The following is a 22,046-nucleotide window of genomic DNA, read 5'->3' as shown; positions in this document are numbered from 1 at the left end:
GGTACGGAGTCCCGGCCGCGCCCGGAGTGCCGGGGCCGGTTCACCCGGCCGAGGTCACCGAGGGGGTCCGAGTAGCGGGCGCGCACGCCGGGCGCGCACCCGGCGTCGGCGCCGCTCGCGGCGCACGAGAGGGGCGCCCGACCCGCCGCGCGGATCGAGCGCCCCTCCTCACCTGCGTACGGGGACTACAGCAGGCCGTCCCACATCTGTTCCAGCAGCACCGACCACCAGCTCTCCGGCGACGCCAGCGCCGCCGGGTCGAGCGCGGCGAGCTGCGTCTGGAAGTCCACCGTCCAGCGGCCCGCCTGCTCCTGGTTGAGGCCGTAGCGCAGCCGCCACATGCGGCCGAGCAGCGCCAGGCAGCGCACGAACTCCGGCAGCCCCGTGTTCACGAACTGCGGCGGCACCGGAGCGCCGCCCGGACCGGCCTCCACCGGCACCGCCACGATGTGCGCCGTGCCGTACTGCACGCACAGCGCCCGCCCGAAGTCGCTGCCCATCACCAGGTACGAACCCGCGTCCGACGCGGGCTGCACCCCGCGCTCCTGCGCCAGCTCCGCGAGCGTCGGCACCGGACGGCCCGGCTGGGCCTGCGCCCAGAAGAACGGCCCGAAGTCCACCGGCAGACCCGCCACCACCAGCGTGTGCGCCACCACGTCCGGCACGCCCTGCCGGGACACCGCCCGCTGGTCGAACCGGAACACACCGGGCCCGAACGCCCCGGCCAGCTCCTGCGCCACGCCCTCCGGCGGGATCGCGGGCGCGGGCGGCACCGGCACCAGCGGCGCCCGCACCGGCCCCGGACGCGCCGGGCCGTCCGCGACCTGGTGCAACTCGCCCTGGTGCGCGAGCAGTTGCAGCATGCCCTGCTGCCGCGACGCGTGGTCCCTGCCGTACGGCGCGATCGACGTGATCCGCGCCTGCGGCCACGTCTCGCGGATCATCCGCGCGCAGTACGCGCCCGGCAGCTCGCAGGACTCCAGCTCCGTGTGCAGCTCAAGGACCTGGTCCGGCGGGATGTTCATGCCGCGCAGCTCGTGGAAGATCTGCCACTCCGGGTGCGGCGTGCCCGGCGCCGACCGCCGGATCACCTGCTGCTCGGACCCGTCGGCGGCGCGGTAGCGCAGCACGGCCTGGTAGCCGGGACCCACGGTGGGCTGACCGGCCGGGGGCTGCGGATAGCCGTAGGGCTGGCCGGGGGCGGGCGGCGGCGCCATCCCCGGACCCGGGGGCGGCATGCCCGGACCGGGCGGCGGCGCCATGCCGGGGGCGGGCGGCGGCATGCCAGGGGCACCCGGGGCACCGGGCGGCTGCGGAGCGCCGGGGCCGCCGACCGGCGGGCCCGCGAGCATGGTGGCGGCGTGGTGGACACCACCGCCGGGGGTGCCGGGAGCACCCGGGGCGCCGGGGGCGCCGGGCGGCTGGGGTGCGGCCGGAGCGCCGGGCGCGCCAGGGGCACCCGGCGGGCCGGGCGGCTGCGGGGCACCCGGAGCACCCGGCGACCCCGGAGCGCCCGGAGGCTTGGGCGCGCCGCCCATGCTCGGGTCCGCCAGCATCGTCGCCGCGTGGTGGACGCCACCGGGAGGCGTGCCCGGGGTGCCGGGGGCGCCCGGCGGCTGCGGGGCGCCGGGCGGCTGCGGGGCGCCGGGAGCGCCGGGTGCGCCGGGCGGCTGTGAGCCCTCGGGGCCCAGTGACGAGACGAGCTGCGTGGGGACGTAACCCCCCGCGGGCGCGCCCGGGGCGCCGGGGCCGGAAGGCGGCGGGGTGTCCGCACCGCCCGGCTGCGGGTAGCCGTACGGCTGTGGCTGCTGCCCGGGCGGGGGCGGCGGCGTGCCGGGGCCGCCCGGGGACGGCGGAGGCAGCGGCGCCCCACCGACCGGCGGACCGGCGGGCGGCGGCGTCGCGCCCGGCCCGGCCGGAACCCCGGGCAAGGGCGTACCGGCCGACGTCTGCGGCAGCTCACCCCCGGCACCCGGCGGCGGAGGCACACCAGGACCACCCACCGGCGCGCCAGCGGGCGGCGGCGGCACACCGGGCCCGCCCACGGCCGAACCCGGCGCGGGCGGAGGAAGGTCGGGCCCACCCGCGGCGGCACCCGCGGGGGGCGGCGGCACACCGGGCCCACTGACCGCGGACCCGGCGGGCGGCGGCGGCAGACCGGGCCCGCCACCCGGAGCACCCGCGGCCGGAACCCCGGCACCAGGACCCCCGGCGCCCGGAGCACCCGCGGCCGGAACCCCCGGCGCAGGAGTCCCCGCACCGGCGGCACCCGGCGCGCCCGGCGCCCCCGTGTCGTCCAGCGCGGGCGCCACCGCCGTCTTCGGCAGCTGGCTGCCGCCCGACATCAGCGCGGTCTTGGCCTCCGGGGACACACTGGGCGTCCCGTCGGCGTCGTTCTCGGGCAGCACGCTCAGCGGCGGCGAGAAGACCGTCTCGGGCAGCGGCACGGCGGCACCCTCGTCATCGGCGCCCGTGTTCGTGTCCGTACCGGCCCAGGGCGTCGCGGAATCCGACACACCCGACGCACCCGACACACCCGGAGCGCTCGGCGCACCCGGCGTCGGCGCCGCGGCAGCGGCAGGCGCGGGCGCGGCAGGCGCAGGCGCGGCGGGCGCAGGCGCGGCGGGCGCAGGCGCGGTGGGCGCGGGCGCCGACGCACCAGCCGCAGCCCACGGCACGCCCTCCCCGGACGCGGAGGCCGGACCCCCGCCCCCCGAACCCGCCGGAGCAGCCCCAACCCCCTCCGAGGCGCCCCCGCCAGAAGACGCGCCGCCGCCAGAAGACGCGCCGCCAGCGGACCTCCGGTCCGGAATCCCCAGCTTGTCCGCCGCCTCCTGAAGCCACTCCGGCGGGCTCAACAAGAACGACGTCTGGTTCAGATCCATGCGCGCGGGAGCCGCCGGAGCCGGTTCCGGCGCCGCGTCCGACCCCCCGTACTCCTCCTCGTACCGGCGGATCACCTCACCCACCGGCAGCGCGGGCCACAGCGTCGCCTCACCGCTGTCCCGGGCGATGACGAGCCGCTGACCGCCCCCGTCCGAGCGGGGACCGCCCTCGCGGTCCTCCGCCCACACCACGAAGCCCAGGTCGAACTCCCGCACCCGCACCTCACGGTGGCCGGGACCCGGCACGTCGCCGTTGATCCATTCCTCGGCGCGCTCCTGCGCCTGCGCGAAGGTCACCATCCGCGAGTTCACTCCCCTACCGGGACGGCGCGCGCGAAGCCGCCGTCCACCATCAGGTTCGCCACGGTCTCCAGCTCCGGCGGACTGCCCGCGAGCCGCGTGAGGAACGCGTCGAAGTCATCACCGCACGGCAGCAGCAGCCGCCCCACCCGCTCGGCGGGCGCCCACGAGGCGTCCACGTCCCGAGCGTCGTCGTACGCGCAGAACCACACCGAACCGATCCGGTCCCCCTTGACCTTCACGGCCAGCAGACCGCCCTGCACGAACCCGACCCCCAGGAAGTCCTTGGTCAGGTGATCGCGCAGGCACTTGTTGACGTACACCAGGTCATTGACCGCCGCCTCGTCGCGAACCGTGAAGAACGGCTGGTCGATCAGCAGCCCCAGCTCCGCGTCCAACGCCGTCCCCACCGGCGCGCACCCGCCCGCCGCCTTCAGGAACGAACGGTAGGCACCCGGCAGCCGGTACCCCAGATCCTCCTCGACGCCCACCACCTGGCTCTCGGTCACCGCCAGCGACCCCTTCGGCAGCGCCAGATGCGCCGGACGCGTCTCCTGCAACGGCCGCGTGCCCCGCTTGCCGTGGTCCACCGCCGACGTCGCGATGCCGCCGTGGTGGCGCAGCAGCGCCTTCACCTCCACCGGCACCAGCTCAAGGCGACGGCTGTGCGGCACGTGGTGCCAGGTCCAGCCGTGCGGCGTCGCCACCGGCGGCAGCGTGTCCCACAACTCGTGGCCCGCCGCCGCCAGCGCCGCGTTCGCCGACACGTAGTCCGTCAGACGCAGCTCGTCCACGCCGAAGCCCTCCGGCGGCTCGGCGATCTCCGCCGCCGCCCGCGCGTACGGCGAGAAGTCCGGGTAGCCGTCGCCGTCCACCCGCACCCCCCTCGGATGCCGGGCGGCACGCACCGGATCCGGAAAGTGCACGACCTGCCCGGCGTAGGCCGCGTTCGGCGGCGCGGCTTGCTGCCCGAGCCGACCTGGCCGACCTGTCGTCATGGCGGTTGCCCCCTGCGGCGCTGTGAGGTTCACGGATGGCGACAGCCTATGCGGAAGCACGACACGGGTCATCGGGCCGCCTCCGCCCACCCGCCCACCCCACGGCACACCTGTGACCACCCGCCACGACCCCGTCACCCAGAGCCGAAAACAAGGCGTGTCAACCGGACCCCGCTTCCGCACCACGCGCCCCATTTGGCAGTCTGTTCCCGCAACGCGGGGGCGTGGCACAGCGGTCGACACCGCGGGCACGGGGAGGGAAACACCACATGCACACGGCACAAACCGGCATGTCACGGACGACCGGAACGACCACCGGAACGGCCACGGGAACGACCGCCGGAACGATCACCGAAAGCGCCGGAACCATCCACTCCACAACCGCCACCGCCACCACCGCCACCGCCACCACGGGCGGTGACCCCCGCGTCAGCTGGAGCAGCGCCCCCGCCCACGCGCCGATCCTCCGCCACCGCCGCGACGGCATCCTGCCCACCGTCGCCGCCGCCCTCTCCGTACGCGGCACCACCCTCACCGGCACCCCACGAAGAGCCGAGGACCCACCCGACCTCCACCCCCTCGTACAGGACTTCCTCGACACCCTCACCAGCGGCCAGCGGGAACGGTTCACCGGACGCTGCGCCGAGGCCGTCCTCATCTCCCGCCACCTCACCGCCGCCGACGCCAGCCGCTCCAAACGCGCCCGACGCAAACCCATGACCAACGGCGAAGCCCGCAAATCCCTCAAGCACGCCAAACTCACCACCCGCCGCATCCGCGAGGACGGCGACCCCCTGCACGGCTCCTTCGCCCGCCCCTGCCGGGCCTGCACCGCCCTCACCGCGCACTTCGGCGTCCGCGTCGTCGACCCCACGGCCACCGACGGGTGACCCGCCCCGACCCGCACGCCACCCCCACACACCCCCGTACGCGCACTCACCCGCGTACACACCCACGCACGCACACCCGCACCACGAGGGCCCGAGCCATGCACACCGACAGCACCACCCGCTTCCCCGTCCCCATCGACGCCGCCCTGCGCGCCACCGGATGGCAACCCGGCCGCTGGGACATCAAACAAGCCGAGATCTGGGCCGACACCCTGCGCCGCCACACCTCACCCGCCGGACACCAGCACACCGTCTTCCCCGCCGCCGTCGAAGCCTGGGCCGAATTCGGCGGACTCCACATCACCCCCCAGGGCCCCGGCCGCCAGATCGCCCCCGCCCCCCTCCACCTCGACCCCCTCTACGGCCTCCACATGGCCCGCACCCTCGGCGACCTCGGCCGCGCCCTCGGCACCGACGTCGCCCCCCTCGGCGAGGAAACCGAAACCCAGGCCCTCCTCGCCATCGACGCCGAAGGCCGCGTCTACAGCCTCGACCACAGCGGCGACTGGTACCTCGGCGCCCACATCGACCAGGCCCTCACCACCCTCATCGCAGGCACCCAGCCCGTACGCCTCACCGCGAGCTGACCCCACCACCCGGCACCCGCCAGACAGCCCCCCTCAGCGGCCCGCACCCGCCGGAAGCACCGCCGACACCCGAAAACCACCCGCGTCCGTCGGCCCCGACACGAACACCCCGCCCAACGCCGTCACCCGCTCCTTCATCCCCACCAGCCCATTGCCCCCACTCGGCAACCGGGCATCCGCAGGACCCGACTCCGGCGGCGGACCGTTCTCCACCTGCATCGCGATCTCCTCACCCCGATGCGCCAGCCGCACATACGTCTTCGCCCCCGCCGCATGCTTGTGGACGTTCGTCAGCGCCTCCTGCACCACCCGGAACGCCGTCTCCTCCACATCCGCCGCATACGCCCGCGCCTCCCCCTCCACCGACAGATCCACGGCCATCCCCGCCGCCCGCGACTGATCCACCAGCTCATCCAGCTCCGCCAGACACGGCCCCTCCACCGCCTCCGCCTCACCGGCCCCCGACACGCCCCCCGCGTCCTCCACCCGCGACGCCGCCTGCGCCGCCGCCGCACCCACCGCCGCCAACGGCACCACCACCGGCGCGGGCGCGGGCCGCGCCGCCGACTCCCCCGCCCGCAACACCCCCAGCATCTCCCGCAGCTCCGTCAACGCCTGCCGACCCATGTCCCCCACCAGCGCCGCGTTCTTCACCGCCTTCTCCGGATCCTTCCGCGCCACCGCCTGCAACGCCGCCGCGTGCACCACCATCAGGCTCACCCGGTGCGCCACCACGTCATGCATGTCCCGCGCGATCCGCGTACGCTCCTCACCCCGCGCCCACTCCGCACGCTCCTCCGCACGCTCCGCCAACAACTGAAGCTCCCGCTCCAGACTGTCCGCCCGCTCCCGCAGACTCTCCATCAGCCGCCGCCGCGCCCCCACATACAGGCCCAGCAGCACCGGCGGCGCCGTCACCCCCAACGACGTACTGATCGCGATGAACGGAATGAACCCCTCACCGATCCGCAGATCACCGCTCGCCATGTCCTGACTCGTCCGCACCAGCGTCACTATCAGCGTCCCCGCCAGCGACATCCCCGCCAGCGCGCCCGTGATCCGCCGCGGCAGCTCCGACGCCGCCAGCGTGTAAAGCCCCACGATGGTCATCAGGATGCCCATCTGCGCGGGCGTGATCGCCACCGACACCAGCACCACCGCGATCGGCCACCGCCGCCGCAACACCAGCGTCGACCCCGCCACCACCCCGAACAGCACACCCACCGCCAGCGGCAGCCCCGCGTCCCGCGCGAACTCCGTGCCCTCCGCACCGCACTCCGCCGCCGACACCAGCGCCAGCCCACCGTCCAGCACGGCACTGCGCCGCCGCTCCCACCACCACGGCCCGGTCCTGGCCGCGGCGCTGCTGTCCCCCGTCGTGGTCATGCCTCCCAGCCTACGGGCGTCCCCGCCCCGCCATCCGGTGAGTTTCGGGTCGACAGACGTACGCCCCCGCTACCCGGACAGCCCCGATCGCGCTCCGAAACCACGCGGTAACCCTCGAACAGTTGAACCGCCCAGACTTTCGACCCGGACGTCCGAATTCCGGACAAGGCTGTCCGCATGACCGACCCCACCGGCAAGTACGCCGACTTCGAAACCCTCCGCGAACAGGCCATCGCCCTCCGCCGCCGCGGCTACAGCCTGCGCCAGATCCGAGACGAGCTGAAGGTCTTCAACAACGACATCCTCAACCGCCTCGTCAAAGGCGAACCCGCCCCCGACTGGACCAAGCGCCCCCGAGCCAAGGACGACCTCCGCGCCAAGGCCCGCGAGCTGCGCCTCCAGGGCTGGACCTACGACCAGATCCAGGTCGAGCTGGGCTGCTCGAAGAGTTCGATATCCCTGTGGGTACGGGACCTGCCGAAGCCGGAGCGACGACAGCGGACTCGCGAGGAGGCCTCGGCGATCGCCAAGCGCGGCTGGGAGCCGAAGCTGCGCCTGCGCGAGGAGGAACGCCAGCGCACGAAGCAGGCGGCGGCGAACGATGTCGGGCAGCTCACCGACCGCGAACTGTTCCTGGTCGGCGTCGGGCTGTACTGGGCGGAGGGAGCCAAGAGCAAGTCGTACGCTCGACGCGAGCGCGTCACGTTCGTGAACAGCGACCCAGACATGATCACAGTATTCCTGGCCTGGCTCAAGCTCCTGCGCGTAGCACCCGAGAAGCTCAGGTTCGCGGTCCACATCCACGAGACCGCGGACATCGCGACAGCCGAGAAGTACTGGGCTGACCACGTTGGCATCAAAACAACGGATCTCCTCAAGACCAGCCTCAAGAAGCACAACCCGAAGACGAACCGGAAGAACCTGGGCGGGAACTACCACGGCTGCCTTCGCATTGACGTGCGAGACGGAGCCGACTTGTACCGTCGCATCGAAGGCGCTTGGTACGGCATAGTAGGAGCTGCCACTCCGGGCGGATCACCGAACCGGACATAAGGGCCTATCCCGGGTCGTCTAAGGGCAAGACGGTGTCTTTTGGTGTCACTTATGGGGGTTCGAGTCCTCCCCCGGGAGCCCATGGCTAGCGGGTCCTGACCCCAAGGGTCAGGACCCGCCCCCATTTCCACCCCCATACGCCCCGGTATCCTGCGGATGTCCACCCCACCCGAAGCCGAAGGGCATCCCCGTGAGCGCCAACTGCCCGGCAGCCGTCGTCGTCCTCGCAGCGGGTGAGGGCACCCGTATGAAGTCGGCCACCCCCAAGGTCCTGCACGAGATCTGCGGCCGTTCCCTCGTGGGGCACGTGCTCGCCGCCGCGCGTGAGCTCGCGCCGGAGCGGATCGTCGCCGTCGTGGGGCACGAGAGCGAGCGCGTGAGCGCGCACCTCGCCGAGATCGACCCGGACGTCCGCACCGCCTACCAGGCGGAGCAGAACGGTACGGGGCACGCGGTCCGCATCGGTCTGGAGGAGATCGGCGGGCGTGTCGACGGCACGGTCGTGGTCGTGTGCGGCGACACCCCGCTGCTGACGGGCGCGACGCTGACCCGGCTGGCCGAGGCGCACGCGGCGGACGGCAACGCGGTCACCGTGCTGACGGCGGAGGTCCCGGACGCGACGGGCTACGGCCGGATCGTGCGGGACGCGGCGTCGGGCGCGGTGACGGCGATCGTGGAGCACAAGGACGCGTCGGAGGAGCAGCGGGCGATCCGGGAGATCAACTCGGGGGTGTTCGCGTTCGACGGTCAGTTGTTGGCGGACGCGCTGGGGAAGGTGCGGACGGACAACAGTCAGGGTGAGGAGTACCTGACGGATGTGCTGGGGATCCTGCGGGAGGCCGGGCACCGGGTGGGTGCGGCGGTGGCGGTGGATCACCGGGAGATCGCGGGGATCAACAACCGGGTGCAGTTGGCGGACGCGCGGCGGGTGTTGAACGAGCGGTTGTTGACCGTGGCGATGCTGGCGGGTGTGACGGTGGTGGATCCGGCGTCGACGTGGGTGGACGCGGGTGTGACGTTCGAGCGGGACGCGGTGGTGTATCCGGGGACGCAGTTGGAGGGGTCGACGCATCTGGGTGAGGGTGCGGAGGTCGGTCCGAACACGCGTCTGCGGGACACGGTGGTGGGTGCGGGTGCGCGGGTGGACAACGCGGTGGCGAACGGTGCGGAGATCGGCGAGGGGGCGTCGGTGGGTCCGTACGCGTATCTGCGGCCGGGGACGCGGCTCGGTGTGCGGTCCAAGGCGGGGACGTACGTGGAGATGAAGAACGCGTCGATCGGTGAGGGGACGAAGGTGCCGCATCTGTCGTACGTGGGGGATGCGACGATCGGTGAGTACTCCAACATCGGCGCGGCGAGTGTGTTTGTGAATTATGACGGTGAGGCGAAGCACCACACGACGGTGGGGTCGCACTGCAAGACTGGTTCGGACAACATGTTTGTGGCTCCTGTCACGATTGGCGATGGTGCGTACACCGCTGCGGGTTCGGTGATCACGAAGGATGTGCCCGCGGGTTCGTTGGCTGTGGCCCGTGGCCAGCAGCGGAATATCGAGGGTTGGGTGGCTCGTAAGCGTCCGGGGAGCGCGGCGGCGAAGGCGGCTGAGGCGGCGTCTCGGGGGGCTGAGAACGCGGTCGGTGAGGGCTGACCGGGAACGTGGCTGGAAAAAGGTGCGCTGAACACCGCGTACCGTGATAGGTGCACACCAATCGGCTGGCTCGTGGCGCGGCCTCTGTCCTGGGACGTGGAGAAAGGTTCCGGGGCTTCGGGATGAATCGCGGGCGCAGCAGCGGAAGAACTCGTCTGAGGAGACAGTGCTGTGACCGGGATCAAGACGACCGGCGAGAAGAAGTTGATGTTCTTCTCCGGCCGCGCCCACCCCGAGTTGGCCGAGGAGGTCGCCCATGAGCTGGGCGTCGGCGTCGTGCCGACGAAGGCGTTCGACTTCGCCAATGGCGAGATCTATGTGCGGTATCAGGAGTCGGCGCGTGGTGCGGACTGCTTCCTGATCCAGAGCCACACGGCTCCGATCAATAAGTGGATCATGGAGCAGTTGATCATGATCGACGCGTTGAAGCGGGCTTCGGCGCGGAGCATCACGGTGATCGTGCCGTTCTACGGGTATGCGCGTCAGGACAAGAAGCACCGTGGTCGTGAGCCGATCTCGGCGCGTCTGGTGGCCGATCTGATGAAGACGGCGGGCGCGGACCGGATCGTGACCGTGGATCTGCACACGGATCAGATCGTGGGCTTCTTCGACGGTCCGGTGGACCACCTGTTCGCGCTGCCGATCCTGGCGGACTACGTGGGTGCGAAGGTGGACCGGGACAAGCTGACGGTGGTGTCGCCGGACGCGGGCCGGGTGCGGGTGGCGGACCGCTGGTGTGACCGTCTGGGTGCTCCGCTGGCGATCGTGCACAAGCGTCGTGACAAGGACGTGGCGAATCAGGTCACGGTGCACGAGGTGGTCGGTAACGTCGAGGGCCGCGTGTGTGTGCTGGTCGACGACATGATCGACACGGGTGGCACGATCTGTGCGGCGGCTGAGGCGCTGTTCGCGCATGGTGCGGAGGACGTCATCGTGACGGCGACGCACGGTGTGCTTTCGGGTCCGGCGGCGGACCGGTTGAAGAACTCGAAGGTGAGTGAGTTCGTGTTCACGAACACGCTGCCGACGCCGAATGAGCTGGAGCTGGACAAGATCACGGTGCTGTCGATCGCTCCGACGATCGCGAACGCGGTGCGGGAGATCTTCGAGGACGGCTCGGTGACCAGCCTGTTCGAGGAGCAGTCGGGTCCGCAGGGCTGAGCCTGTCCGGCCTGCGGGTTTGATCGTTTTGGGGTGCGGCCTTCCCGCCGAGTAGACTGATGAGGTTGCTCGGCGAGGGAGGCCGTACTCATGGGTACGGCGGTCCGTTATCGACGCGCTCTTCGTAGCAGGCCAGTCGTGTGGCCGGGTGACGCTTTCCGTTCGCCTTATCTACGAGGAGTGCTCCATGTCTGAGGTCAAGCTCAGCGCCGAGTCCCGGTCCGAGTTCGGCAAGGGCGCCGCGCGCCGCATCCGCCGTGAGAACAAGGTTCCGGGTGTGCTGTACGGCCACGGTTCGGACCCCGTGCACATCACGCTGCCGGGTCACGAGCTGATGATCGCCCTGCGTACGCCGAACGTTCTGCTGTCCCTGGACATCGAGGGCAAGAACGAGCTGGCGATCCCGAAGGCCGTGCAGCGTGACCCGCTGAAGGGCTTCCTGGAGCACGTGGACCTGCTCCTGGTGAAGCGCGGCGAGAAGGTCACCGTCGAGATCCCGGTGCACACCGAGGGCGAGCTGGCCCCGGGTGGCAACCTCCTTGAGCACGTCCTGGACGCGCTGCCGGTCGAGGCCGAGGCCACGCACATCCCGGAGTCCGTGACGGTCTCCATCGCGGGCCTGGAGGCGGGTGCCTCGGTGCTCGCCAAGGACATCGCGCTGCCGTCCGGTGTGACGCTGGCCACCGACGCGGACGCGGTCGTTCTGCAGGTGCTGGCCGCGCAGGCCGAGGAGGCCCCGGCCGAGGGTGAGGGCGACGAGGCCGCCGAGGCCTGAGCCGTCGCTCCGTAAGGTGTTCCAACCGCCGCTCAGCGCTGAGGCGCTGGGCGGCGGTTGAGCTATGAAGGACCTATGAGGGACACGCAGATGACGACGGATCCGAGCGCACCCTGGCTGGTCGTGGGTCTCGGCAACCCGGGCCCGGGGTACGCCATGAACCGCCACAACGTCGGCTTCATGGTCGCCGACCTGCTCGCCGAGCGGATCGGCGGGACCTTCAAGCGGGCCGCGAAGGCGCAGGCGCAGGTGTTGGAGGGCCGGGTCGGTCCGATGGGTCCGGGCAGCCGCCGGGTGGTCCTCGCCAAGCCGATGTCGTACATGAATCTGTCGGGCGGTCCGGTGACGGCGCTGCGCGACTTCTACAAGGTGCCGACGGCGCAGGTCGTCGCGGTCCACGACGAGTTGGACATCGACTACGGGGTGCTGCGCCTGAAGCTGGGCGGCGGTGACAACGGCCACAACGGTCTGAAGTCGATGACGAAGGCCATGGGGTCGGACTATCACCGGGTGCGGTTCGGGATCGGGCGTCCGCCGGGGCGGATGCAGGTCGCGGACTTCGTCCTGAAGGACTTCTCGACGGCGGAGCGCAAGGAGCTGGACTACTTCGTGGACCGGGCGGCGGACGCGGTGGAGTGCCTGGTGACCGAGGGCCTGGAGCGGGCGCAGAGCGCGTACAACTCCTGACGTTCCGGGGAGTTGTGACCTTCGGGGAGGTTCCCGCAGGTCTCGCCCGGCGGTGGTTGACGGTGTGCGGTCACTTCGCCAAGGATCGCGGCCATGCCCGCATACGCACTGCGGGGCGCGGCGGCGCTCGTCGCGGCCCTGATCCTGACCGCCGGTGCCTGGGCGTCGTGGGGCACGGCCCGGCATGTGATGCTTCCGGACGAGCGGCGGGAGCGCGGCACGCTGTCCGTCACGCGGTGCTCGGGGGACGCGTGCACGGGCCGGTACGCGTCGGCGTCGGGCCGGGCGCCGCGCGGGCGGGTCGTCATCGACCGGTCGGTCGCGGCCCGTGAGGGTGAGCGCATCCCGGTGGTCATCAAGTCCGGCACGCTGCGCTCCGCCGCGCCGGAGGCGGTCCGTAGCGGCGGTCCCGGCTTCCTGCACGCCTGGCTGCCGTTGGGCGGCGCACTGCTGCTGGCGGCGGTGGTCGTGGCCGGGGGCCTGCGTCTGAACCGTGTGGCGGGGGTGCTGGCCCTGGCGGGCACGGTCCAGCTGACGGCGGCGTTCGCGACGTTGACGCTGTGAGGCGGGGTTCGGTACGGGTTCGGGTTCGGTACGGGTTCGGATTCGGTACGGGTGAGGGGGCGGCGTCGCGTGGACGCCGCCCCCTCAGTCGTACGCCGCTATCTCATCGGTGGTCGTAGGTGTCCCAGGCGTCCGCTTCCCGGCGCCTGCGGCTGATCGCCGCGAACAGGGCTCCGGCCGCGAGCAGCGTCGCCGCGATGCCCGATGCCAGCCAGGTCCCGGAGGATCCGGTGTCCGGCAGCGAAGGCGAGTCGCTCGGCGAGGGGTCCGACGGGGACGGGGGTTCCGACGGTTCCGACGGGGACGGGGACGGGGGCTCCGTCGGCTCGGACGGGGACGGGGAGGGCGACGGGGACTCCGACGGCGAAGGCGACGGAGACGGCGACTCCGAAGGAGACGGGGACGGGGAAGGCGACTCGGACGGCGACGGGGACGGGGACGGGGACTCCGACGGGGACGGCGAGGGCGATTCAGACGGCGACGGAGAAGGCGAGGGCGACTCCGACGGCGAAGGCGACGGAGACGGCGACTCAGACGGCGACGGAGAAGGCGAGGGCGACTCCGACGGCGAAGGCGACGGAGACGGCGACTCAGACGGCGACGGAGAGGGGGACGGGGACTCCGACGGCGACGGCGACGGCGACGGCGACGGGGACTCCGAAGGAGACGGAGACGGCGAAGGCGACTCCGACGGCGAAGGCGACGGAGACGGCGACTCCGAAGGAGACGGGGACGGTGAGGGCGACTCCGACGGGGACGGGGACGGCGACGGGGACGGTGGGAGGTTGACCTCGTCCACGACCCAGGGGGCTTCCGTGGCGAGCAGGGGCCGCGTCGTGCCGTCGGGCTGGCGGCGGTCACCGGCGATGGCGATCTTGTTCCAGGTGCGCTCGCCGCCCTCGAACGGCTGGTCGCCGGACGCCTCGTCCGGCACGTCCATGAGCCAGCGCAGCGTATACCGCTCGCCCGCCGCGAAGACGTGGTCGCCGAAGTCGAAGCGGACGGAGCGGATGCGGCTCCAGTCGGTGACCTGGTCGGCGGGGACGAAGGTGGGGTCGGGGTCGCCGTCGCACTGGAAGGGGGCGGTGTTGTCGGGGGTGTTGTCCATCTCGGGGCGGCAGGGGTCGTCCTTCTCCGAGTAGGTGATCGTCACGGGTGCGCCGCCCGCGTCGATGGGCCCGGTGAGGGTGGGCCGCCACTGGCTGGTGACGTCGTCGTCGTAGCGGCCGCTGGTGACGCCGGGGGTGCCGGGGGCGGGCAGCAGGTCGTAGGCGACGACGTTGGTGAGGGTGGTGTTGCCCATGTTGCCGAGGACGGTGCGGTACTCGACGGTGCCGCTGACGGTGGACTGGCCGACCTCGTCCTCCTGGCCGGGGACTTCGGCGGAGCCTTGGAAGGCGTCGTCCTGGTCGCCCTTGACCTCCTTGGTGACGAAGAGGGCGGAGGACTCGGCGATGGCGAAGTCGTCGGTGGCTTCGGCGACGTTCTCGCTGGTGTCGCCGTCGCCGTCGATGTCGTGGCGGTCGGTGGTGCGGGTGTTGACGGGGCGTTCGGCGTCGTAGAGTCCGGCGCGGTTGCCCGCGTAGTCGGCGTCGGCCGGGGAGCCGCCGTAGGTGCCGCTGGCGACGCCGGGTTCGACGAGGGTGCGGAAGGTGTAGACGCACGCGGAGTCGTCGGCGGGGATCTCGGCGCCGGGTTCGGCGGTGAGTTCGACGCGGGTGCGGCCGTCGGGGCCTTCGGAGACGGTCTCGGTGTAGCGGTCGGCGGCGGGGCAGTAGTCGGGCTGGTCGTCGGCGAGCGTCCAGGAGCCGGTCACGTAGGAGAGCTGGCGGGGGACGAGGTCGACGAAGCGGGGGCGCAGCGGGGAGGAGCCGGTGCGGTAGCGGTCGTTGCGGAGGGTGACGGTCCAGGTGTGGCTGCCGCCGGGGCCGACGGGGGTGGGGTCGGTGGACTTGCTGAGGTCGGGCTGGGAGACCTCGGGTTCGATGTGGAAGCTGGTGCAGGACTCCTCGTTGGCGGTGCCGCTGGCGCCGGTGAGGTCGAGTTGGGCGCAGTTGTCGATGTCGCCGCTGCCGCCGGGGAGTTCGGAGCCGTCGGCCTTTCCGGCGATCTGCACGATGAGGTTGGTGCGGGCGGCCAGGTCGGGTACGTCGACGCGGACGGCGACGACGTCTCCGTAGTCGCTGAGGGCGATGGTCTGGGAGTCGGGGGTGACCGTTTCGGTGGTGCCGTCGCGGCGGGTCACGGTGACGGTCCAGGGGCCGGTGTAGGCGCCGCCGGTCGGGGTGGAGAGGCTGAGGGTCTCGCCGTCGAAGCCGTCGGGGAGGGCGTCGGTGACGCGGGCGTCGGCGGGGTCGGTGCCGGTGTTGGCGAAGCGCAGGACGTAGGAGACGCGCTGGCCGTCGGCGGCGAGGGGGGTGTCGACGGATTTGTCGAGGGTGCCGGAGACCTCGCCGCTGCCGGTGCCGATGACGGTGTCGGCGGTGTCGCTCTCGGTGATCTTCTCGGTGCTGGGGCCGTGGGGGTCACCGCTGATGGTGGCGGTGTTGGTGAGGGTGGTGCCGTCGGTGGCGTCGTCGGGGACCTTGACGCGGATCTCGTGGACGACGCCGTAGGGGTAGGTCTTGACCTGGGCCAGCTGGTCGCCGGGCCGGTCCGGTTCGGTGTCGACGGGCCAGGTGAGGGTGCGGGTCGCCGCGTCGTAGGTGTATCCGGCGGGGGTGGCGTCGACGAGGTCGACGCCTTCGGGGAGGACGTCGGTGAGGACGGTGTTCTCCAGGGCGAGGTTGCCGCGCGGGCGGTTGGTGTTGCGGGGGTCGTTGGTGGCGGTGACCTTGTAGGTGATGGTCTCGCCGGGGCGCGCGGTGGAGGGGCCTTCCTTGCTGATGGCCGGGTTGGGTTCGGCGGTGACCTGGACGGCGGCGTCGTCGGTGCTGGGGGTGCCGTCGCCGTTGGCGGCGGTGGCGGTCATGGTGGCGCGCTGGTCGCCGGGGGGTGTCCAGTAGTCCTCGGTGGGCCAGCTCACGGTGAGCTGGGAGCTCTGGCCGCTGGCGATGGAGCTGTAGGTGACGGTCACGGTGCCGTCGTCGTTGGCGGTGACGCCGGTGACGCCGGGCGGGTAGGGCTGGGAGACCACGCCCTTGCCGGAGGCGCCCGGCGGCGGGGTGAAGGTGACGGTCACGTCCTGGCAGTCGCCGGGGATGGAGCACTGGATGAACCCGTTGTACGTGACGTGGTCGCCGGACGGCACGGGTGAGGTGCCCGGGTCGAGGCGGACGCTCATCCGGGGGTCGGCGCGCGCGGCACTGTCGTACGGCACGAGGGCGAGCGCGGAGAGGGCGGCGACGAGGACGGCCACGGCGGCGACGAGTGCGCGCCGGTGGCGGTGAGCGATGGGGACCACGGCACTTCCGACCACGAGGGGACGAGGACGCGTCAACTGTGGGGCCGGTCCGGGCGTGGCGGACGTTACGACAACGCGATAAGCAGCCTATTTCACCTGAAAGGCCCCGCACCGGGGGGTGTGGGGCCTTGGGGACGCGAGTCGCTGCGGCTACTCCTGCGCCATGTCCTTGGCGCTGTAGCGGGGCAGGTCGGTGGTGTCGATCGTCCAGGTGCCGAGGTCGGTGGCGATGGTGACGGGCTTGCCGTACGGGAGGTGCAGCCGGTTCTCGTATGCGGGGCGGCCTTCGGCGCGGCCGATCTGCCACTGGTAGGTCCAGGTGCCGTCGCGGGGGTCGACGATCAGGTAGTGGGGGATGCCCATGGCCGGGTAGTCGCGGGTCTTCTCCTGATAGTCGTTGTCCGGGTTGGAGGGCGAGACGATCTCGACCACGAGGGTGATCTCGCGCGGGTCGAGAGGGTGGTCGGTCTCCATGGCGGCGTAGGCGCAGACGTGAAGGTCTGGGACACGGAGCTTACCGAGCGCCTCGTCGTCGGTGTCCGTCACCTCGAACACCCCCAGCTCGTCCGGGAGCTGCCTGGTGAGCTGGTCGCGCACTCGCGTTGCGGTCAGCTGGTGGCGAGGGCGCGGGCTCATCATCATGACAATTCGTCCGTCACTGATCTCGGGCCAAGCAAGGCCGGGGGGCGGGGTCAGCCGGTCACGCAAGTCGCGGAGGTGCCGGTACATGGTCTGCTGTGTCATGGGTCCTCCCACATTCAGTATGACGACTGCGGGCCTGCTCGGAGAGATCTTTCCGGACAGGCCCGCAGCGTCGTTCGCGTAGGTGGCGGTCAGCCCGTGTTGCGCAGACCCGCCGCCACCCCGTTCACGGTCAGCAGCAGCGCACGGGCCAGCAGCGGATCCGCGTCCCCGGTGGCGGACCGCTGACGCTTCAGCAGGGCCACCTGGAGATACGAGATCGGGTCCAGGTAGGCGTCGCGGATGGCGAAGGTCTGCTGGAGGACGGGCTGGGCGTCGAGGAGGGCGTCCTCGCCGGTGACCTTGAGGACCTCGGTGACGGTGAGGGCGTGCTCGGCCTCGATGGTGGTGAAGACGTGCTTCAGCTCGTCGGGGACGAGGGAGTCCACGTAGTGGCGGGCGATCCTGAGGTCGGTCTTGGCGAGGGTCATCTCGACGTTGGAGATGAAGTTGCGGAAGAAGTGCCAGTGCTCGTGCATCTCCTCCAGGACGGTGTCGAGTCCGGCCTCGCGCAGTGCCTTGAGGCCGGAGCCGACGCCGAACCAGCCGGGGACGATCTGCCGGGACTGGGTCCAGCCGAACACCCACGGGATGGCGCGCAGCCCGTCGAGGGAGACGCCGGAGCCGGGGCGGCGGGAGGGCCGCGAGCCGAGGTGGAGGTCGGCGAGCTGGTCGACGGGGGTGGAGGCGAGGAAGTACGCGGGCAGGTCGGGGTCCTCGACGAGCTTGCGGTACGCGGTGTGGGCGGCGTCGGAGACGACGTCCATGGCGGCGTCCCAGCGGGCGAGGGCCTCGTCGGACTGGCGGGGCGCGGTGTGCAGGGCGGAGGCCTGGAGGGTGGCGGCGACGGTCAGCTCCAGGTTCTCCCGGGCCAGGGACGGCACGAGGTACTTGTCGGAGATGACCTCGCCCTGCTCGGTGACCTTGATCTCGCCTTCGAGGGTGCCCCAGGGCTGGGCGAGGATCGCGTCGTGGGAGGGGCCGCCGCCGCGGCCGACGGTGCCGCCGCGGCCGTGGAAGAGGCGCAGCCGCACGCCGTAGCGGTGGGCGACGTCGCGCAGGCGGCGCTGGGCGCGGTGGATCTCCCACTGGCTGGTGGTGATGCCGCCGAACTTGGAGGAGTCGGAGTAGCCGAGCATGACCTCCTGGACGTCGCCGCGCAGGGCGACCAGGCGCCGGTAGGAGGGGTCGGCGAGCATGCCGTCGAGGATGACGTCGGCGGCGCGCAGCTCTTCGGTGGTTTCGAGCAGCGGCACGATGCCGATCTTCGCCCAGCCCGCGTGCAGGTCGATGAGCCCGGCCTCGCGGGCGAGGACGGCGGCGGCGAAGACGTCGTCGGCGCCCTGGCACATGGAGATGATGTACGACTCGATGACCTCGGGCCCGAAGACGTCCAGGGCCTTGCGGACGGTCTCGAAGACGCCGAGGGTCTTCTGTCCGGCGGCGTCGAGGGGCGCCGGGGAGGGGGCGAGCGGGCGGCGGGAGCGGAGTTCCTTGGCGAGGAGCTTCTCGCGGTACTCGCGGGGCATGTCGGCGTACCGCCAGGACTCCTCGCCGAGGCGGTCGAAGAGCTGGCCGAGGGCGTGGTGGTGGGCGTCGGCGTGCTCGCGTACGTCCATGGTGGCGAGCTGGAGGCCGAAGGCGGCGAGGGTGCGGATGGTGCGGTTCATGCGGCCGTCGGCGAACAGGCCGCCCTTGTGGGCGCGCAGCGACGTCTGGATGAGGGTGAGGTCGTGCAGCAGCTCGGCGGTGCCGAGGTAGTCGCGGCCGGGCTCGTGGGGGGTGCCCTTGGCGAGGCGCTGCTTGGTGTTCTCCAGCTTCTGCCGGACGCAGGTGGCCTTGAGCCGGTAGGGCTCCTCGGCGTTGAGGCGCTTGTAGCGGGGGCTGATCTCGGGGAGGCGCTCCAGGTCGCCCTGGAGGGAGGCGAGGAGTTCCTCGGTGGCGCCGGTGTAGCGGATGGAGTTGGAGAGGAAGCCGCGCAGCTCGTCGATCATGTCGAGGGCGTCGTTGATGCCGTGCTCGTGCTGGAGGATCAGCACCTCCCAGGTGACGTCGGGCGTCACGTTGGGGTTGCCGTCGCGGTCGCCGCCGATCCAGGTGCCGAAGGTGAGGGGGCGGGTGCCTTCGGGGAGCGACACGCCGACGCGCTCCAGTTCGGCGGTGAGGTCCTCCAGGACGTCGCCGACGGCTCCGGCGTGCAGTTCGTCCAGGTAGTAGATGGCGTTGCGGGCCTCGTCGGCGGGCTCGGGGCGGACCACGCGCAGTTCGTCGGTCTGCCAGACGAGGTCGATGTTCTCGGCGAGGCGGGTGTCGTGGCGGCGCCGGTCGGACTCGATGACCGGGGTCTCCAGGAGTTCGGCGACGCGGCGCAGCTTGTTCAGGACGGAGCGGCGGGCGGCCTCGGTGGGGTGGGCGGTGAAGACCGGGCGGACGTTCAGGTGCTCGACGGTCTGGCGCAGGTGCTCGGGGTCGGCGTCCTTGAGGCGGTCCGCGGTGCGGGCGAGGAGGCCGCCCTCGGCGGCGCGCTTGGCGCGCAGTTCGCGGCCGCGGTGCACCTGCTCGGTGACGTTGGCCAGGTGGAAGTAGGTGGAGAAGGCCCGGACGAGCTTGGCGGCGGTCTCCAGTTCGGTGCCGCCGAGGAGCTTGGCGGCGGCTTCGCCGTCCTCGCGGGTCAGGCGGCGGACCTTCTCCACGAGGTCGAGGAGTTCGGGGCCCTCCTGGCGGACGAGGGTCTCGCCGAGGAGGTCGCCGAGTCGGCGGATGTCGGCGCGCAGCTCGCTGTTCGCGGTGGCCGTCGCGGTGCGGGCGGCGGCCTTCGGGGCGGTCTGGTCGTCGGCACTGCTCACAGGTGCGGCTCCTTGCGGTGAATCCCGCCGCCTGGGGCGGGAGACGGGGTGGGCACGTCTGGAGGGGTCCCGGCCGGTGAACCGGGGGAGATATCAGAGCGGACCGCGCTGTCCGACCGATCCAAGGATAGGTGTCGATGGGATCCAGCCGACTCGCGGCCTCTTGCCGGTGCGCCACGCGCTGCGATACTTACGTAGCCGTAGGTTACGGTCCCGTAGGCATCTCGTACGGTGCCGCATACGCGGGCCGCCGCGCGGGCACTCGCCCTCCTGGCACGTCGTACGTGCCGTCACCCTCGACCCCCCAGGGGAAAGCTCTATGACCACAAGCCCCGACGTCATCGATGAGTCCAAGTCGGCGCCCGGTGGCGCCCCGCTCCCGTCCGCGACGCTGGGCGGCGAACAGAAGAGGTCCCTGGAGCAGATCACGCTGCTCCTCTTCATCACCGTCCCGTTCCTGGCCCTGGTGGCGGCGGTGCCGCTGGCCTGGGGCTGGGGCGTGAGCTGGCTCGACCTCGGCCTGCTCGTCTTCATGTACTACCTGGGCTGCCACGGCATCACGATCGGCTTCCACCGCTATTTCACGCATGGCTCGTTCAAGGCGAAGCGCCCGCTCAGGATCGCGCTGGCGGTGATGGGCTCGCTGGCCGTGGAGGGCCCGCTGGTGCGCTGGGTGGCCGACCACCGCAAGCACCACAAGTTCTCCGACGCCGAGGGCGATCCGCACTCGCCGTGGCGGTACGGGGAGACGGTGCCCGCGCTGATGAAGGGCCTGTGGTGGGCGCACGTCGGCTGGATGTTCGACGAGGAGCAGACGCCGCAGGAGAAGTACGCCCCGGACCTGATCAAGGATCCGGCGATCCGTGCCGTCTCGCGCCAGTTCGTGCTGTGGACGATGGTGTCGCTGCTGTTCCCGCCGCTGGTCGGGGGCCTGGTCACGATGTCGTGGTGGGGCGCGTTCACGGCGTTCTTCTGGGGCTCACTCGTGCGGGTGGCGCTGCTGCACCACGTGACGTGGTCGATCAACTCGATCTGCCACGCGGTGGGCAAGCGGCCGTTCAAGTCGCGGGACCGCTCGGGCAACGTGTGGTGGCTCGCGGTGCTTTCCTGCGGCGAGTCCTGGCACAACCTGCACCACGCCGATCCGACGTGCGCCCGGCACGGCGTGCTGCGCGGCCAGCTCGACTCCTCGGCGCGGATCATCCGCTGGTTCGAACAGCTCGGCTGGGCGTATGACGTGCGCTGGCCGTCGAAGTCCCGCATCGAGGGGCGCCGGAAGCCGGTGGACGCGCTCGATGCCCCTGGCGAGCGGCGGGCCGCAGACGCGGCATGATGGAACACGTGGCGACCGACTCCAGCACCCCGGGCACGACGGGCTCCTCGCGGCCCGAGAAGATCCCGAAGAATTCGAACAACGACAAGCCCCGGCGCACCCGCCGGACCCGGATGACGGGCGCGGAGCGCCGGGAGCAGCTGCTGGACATCGGCCGCACCCTGTTTGCCGCCAAGGGGTTCGAGGGCACGTCGGTGGAGGAGATCGCGGCGAAGGCCGGGGTCTCCAAGCCGGTGGTGTACGAGCACTTCGGCGGCAAGGAGGGTCTGTACGCGGTGGTGGTGGACCGCGAGATGCGTCAGCTGCTCGGCATGGTGACGGGGTCGCTGACCGCGGGCCATCCGCGGGAGCTGTGCGAGCAGGCGGCCTTCGCCCTCCTCGACTACATCGAGGAGTACACGGACGGCTTCCGCATCCTGGTCCGCGACTCCCCCATCCCGCAGTCCACGGGGTCCTTCGCGTCCCTGATCTCCGATATCGCGACGCAGGTCGAGGACATCCTCGGCCAGGAGTTCAAGACCCGCGGCTTCGATCCGAAGCTCGCCCCGCTGTACGCCCAGGCGCTGGTCGGCAGCGTCGCCCTGACCGGGCAGTGGTGGCTGGACGTCCGCAAGCCGAAGAAGGCGGAGGTGGCGGCGCACCTGGTGAACCTGGCGTGGCACGGGCTTGACGGCCTGGAGCCGAAGCCGCGCCTGATAGGCCACCGCAAGTCCTAGGCGGACGGCGGTACCGGTCCCCCTTTGGCGCGGGCCCGCCCCACCGCCCCCCACGGGCACCCGTGCCCGCCGG

17 protein-coding genes and 1 tRNA gene are annotated in these 22,046 nt (G+C 71.8%); 12 read left to right on the top strand and 6 right to left on the bottom strand.

The genetic code is table 11. The features are described 5' to 3' along the window. Positions 1-185: 185 nt before the first annotated feature. Complete coding sequence (locus ACOBQU_RS22790) at positions 186-2,885, bottom strand: SUKH-4 family immunity protein (protein WP_423634645.1); 2,700 nt, start codon at positions 2,883-2,885, stop codon at positions 186-188. Between ACOBQU_RS22790 and ACOBQU_RS22785 the strand changes: the two genes are divergently transcribed. Further along, positions 2,884-3,027, top strand: coding sequence for a hypothetical protein (locus ACOBQU_RS22785; protein WP_423635033.1), 144 nt, complete (start codon positions 2,884-2,886; stop codon positions 3,025-3,027). The two genes, ACOBQU_RS22790 and ACOBQU_RS22785, sit on opposite strands and share 2 nt — an antisense overlap. A gap of 166 nt (positions 3,028-3,193) precedes the next feature. On the opposite strand, the gene ACOBQU_RS22780 is transcribed toward ACOBQU_RS22785, so the two are convergent. Further along, entirely contained in the window at positions 3,194-4,183 is a 990-nt protein-coding gene (locus tag ACOBQU_RS22780; protein ID WP_423629158.1) for an SMI1/KNR4 family protein, read from the bottom strand. A gap of 269 nt (positions 4,184-4,452) precedes the next feature. On the opposite strand from ACOBQU_RS22780, the gene ACOBQU_RS22775 reads away from it, so the two are divergent. Both ACOBQU_RS22775 and ACOBQU_RS22770 read left to right on the top strand, forming a co-directional pair. Further along, positions 4,453-5,073 carry a YwqJ-related putative deaminase gene (locus tag ACOBQU_RS22775; RefSeq protein ID WP_423629157.1) on the top strand — a complete coding sequence of 207 codons (621 nt, stop codon included), beginning with the start codon at positions 4,453-4,455 and terminating at the stop codon, positions 5,071-5,073. 98 nt (positions 5,074-5,171) lie between these two features. Further along, positions 5,172-5,660 (top strand): SUKH-3 domain-containing protein, encoded by a 489-nt coding sequence (locus tag ACOBQU_RS22770; protein WP_423629156.1) that lies wholly within the window; start codon positions 5,172-5,174, stop codon positions 5,658-5,660. Positions 5,661-5,693: 33 nt separating this feature from the next. Here ACOBQU_RS22770 and ACOBQU_RS22765 read toward each other — a convergent pair whose 3' ends face one another. Continuing rightward, a complete protein-coding gene (locus tag ACOBQU_RS22765) occupies positions 5,694-7,046 on the bottom strand; it encodes a sensor histidine kinase (protein WP_423629155.1) in 1,353 nt (450 codons plus the stop codon). 177 nt (positions 7,047-7,223) lie between these two features. Here ACOBQU_RS22765 and ACOBQU_RS22760 point away from each other — a divergent pair, with 177 nt between their 5' ends. The 7 genes from ACOBQU_RS22760 (at position 7,224) to ACOBQU_RS22730 (ending at position 12,934) form a co-directional block, all read left to right on the top strand. Further along, a complete protein-coding gene (locus tag ACOBQU_RS22760; RefSeq protein WP_423629154.1) occupies positions 7,224-8,099 on the top strand; it encodes a hypothetical protein in 876 nt (291 codons plus the stop codon). A 7-nt stretch (positions 8,100-8,106) separates the two neighbouring features. Continuing rightward, positions 8,107-8,177, top strand: a tRNA-Gln gene (locus ACOBQU_RS22755). 112 nt (positions 8,178-8,289) lie between these two features. Further along, positions 8,290-9,747: a bifunctional UDP-N-acetylglucosamine diphosphorylase/glucosamine-1-phosphate N-acetyltransferase GlmU gene (gene glmU / locus ACOBQU_RS22750; protein ID WP_423629153.1), complete on the top strand. Its 1,458-nt coding sequence runs from the start codon at positions 8,290-8,292 to the stop codon at positions 9,745-9,747. A gap of 171 nt (positions 9,748-9,918) precedes the next feature. Next, on the top strand, positions 9,919-10,908 hold the full coding sequence (locus ACOBQU_RS22745) for a ribose-phosphate diphosphokinase (protein WP_423629152.1): 990 nt from the start codon (positions 9,919-9,921) through the stop codon (positions 10,906-10,908). A 187-nt stretch (positions 10,909-11,095) separates the two neighbouring features. After that, positions 11,096-11,683 (top strand): 50S ribosomal protein L25/general stress protein Ctc, encoded by a 588-nt coding sequence (locus ACOBQU_RS22740; RefSeq protein WP_423629151.1) that lies wholly within the window; start codon positions 11,096-11,098, stop codon positions 11,681-11,683. A 90-nt stretch (positions 11,684-11,773) separates the two neighbouring features. Continuing rightward, complete coding sequence (gene pth / locus ACOBQU_RS22735) at positions 11,774-12,370, top strand: aminoacyl-tRNA hydrolase (protein ID WP_423634643.1); 597 nt, start codon at positions 11,774-11,776, stop codon at positions 12,368-12,370. 93 nt (positions 12,371-12,463) lie between these two features. Then, positions 12,464-12,934 (top strand): hypothetical protein, encoded by a 471-nt coding sequence (locus tag ACOBQU_RS22730; protein ID WP_423629150.1) that lies wholly within the window; start codon positions 12,464-12,466, stop codon positions 12,932-12,934. A 103-nt stretch (positions 12,935-13,037) separates the two neighbouring features. Here the strand turns inward: ACOBQU_RS22730 and ACOBQU_RS22725 are convergent, their stop codons facing one another. The 3 genes from ACOBQU_RS22725 to ppc form a co-directional block, all read right to left on the bottom strand. Further along, positions 13,038-16,337, bottom strand: a complete 3,300-nt coding sequence (locus ACOBQU_RS22725; RefSeq protein ID WP_423629149.1) for an LPXTG cell wall anchor domain-containing protein — start codon at positions 16,335-16,337, stop codon at positions 13,038-13,040. A 150-nt stretch (positions 16,338-16,487) separates the two neighbouring features. Next, positions 16,488-17,081, bottom strand: a complete 594-nt coding sequence (locus ACOBQU_RS22720) for a Uma2 family endonuclease (protein WP_423629148.1) — start codon at positions 17,079-17,081, stop codon at positions 16,488-16,490. Between the two features lie 89 nt (positions 17,082-17,170). After that, on the bottom strand, positions 17,171-19,924 hold the full coding sequence (gene ppc, locus ACOBQU_RS22715; protein ID WP_423629147.1) for a phosphoenolpyruvate carboxylase: 2,754 nt from the start codon (positions 19,922-19,924) through the stop codon (positions 17,171-17,173). Positions 19,925-20,243: 319 nt separating this feature from the next. Here ppc and ACOBQU_RS22710 point away from each other — a divergent pair, with 319 nt between their 5' ends. Together ACOBQU_RS22710 and ACOBQU_RS22705 are read left to right on the top strand one after the other, a co-directional pair. After that, positions 20,244-21,257: an acyl-CoA desaturase gene (locus tag ACOBQU_RS22710; protein WP_423629146.1), complete on the top strand. Its 1,014-nt coding sequence runs from the start codon at positions 20,244-20,246 to the stop codon at positions 21,255-21,257. Further along, on the top strand, positions 21,254-21,973 hold the full coding sequence (locus ACOBQU_RS22705) for a TetR/AcrR family transcriptional regulator (protein ID WP_423629145.1): 720 nt from the start codon (positions 21,254-21,256) through the stop codon (positions 21,971-21,973). The genes ACOBQU_RS22710 and ACOBQU_RS22705 overlap by 4 nt, the downstream gene beginning before the upstream one ends. Positions 21,974-22,046: the final 73 nt, after the last annotated feature.

This window comes from Streptomyces sp. G45 (assembly GCF_049542095.1).
In the GTDB taxonomy this organism is placed as follows: domain Bacteria; phylum Actinomycetota; class Actinomycetes; order Streptomycetales; family Streptomycetaceae; genus Streptomyces.
Note: the sequence above shows the minus strand (reverse complement) of the source record. Positions and strands in the feature narration are given on the sequence as shown.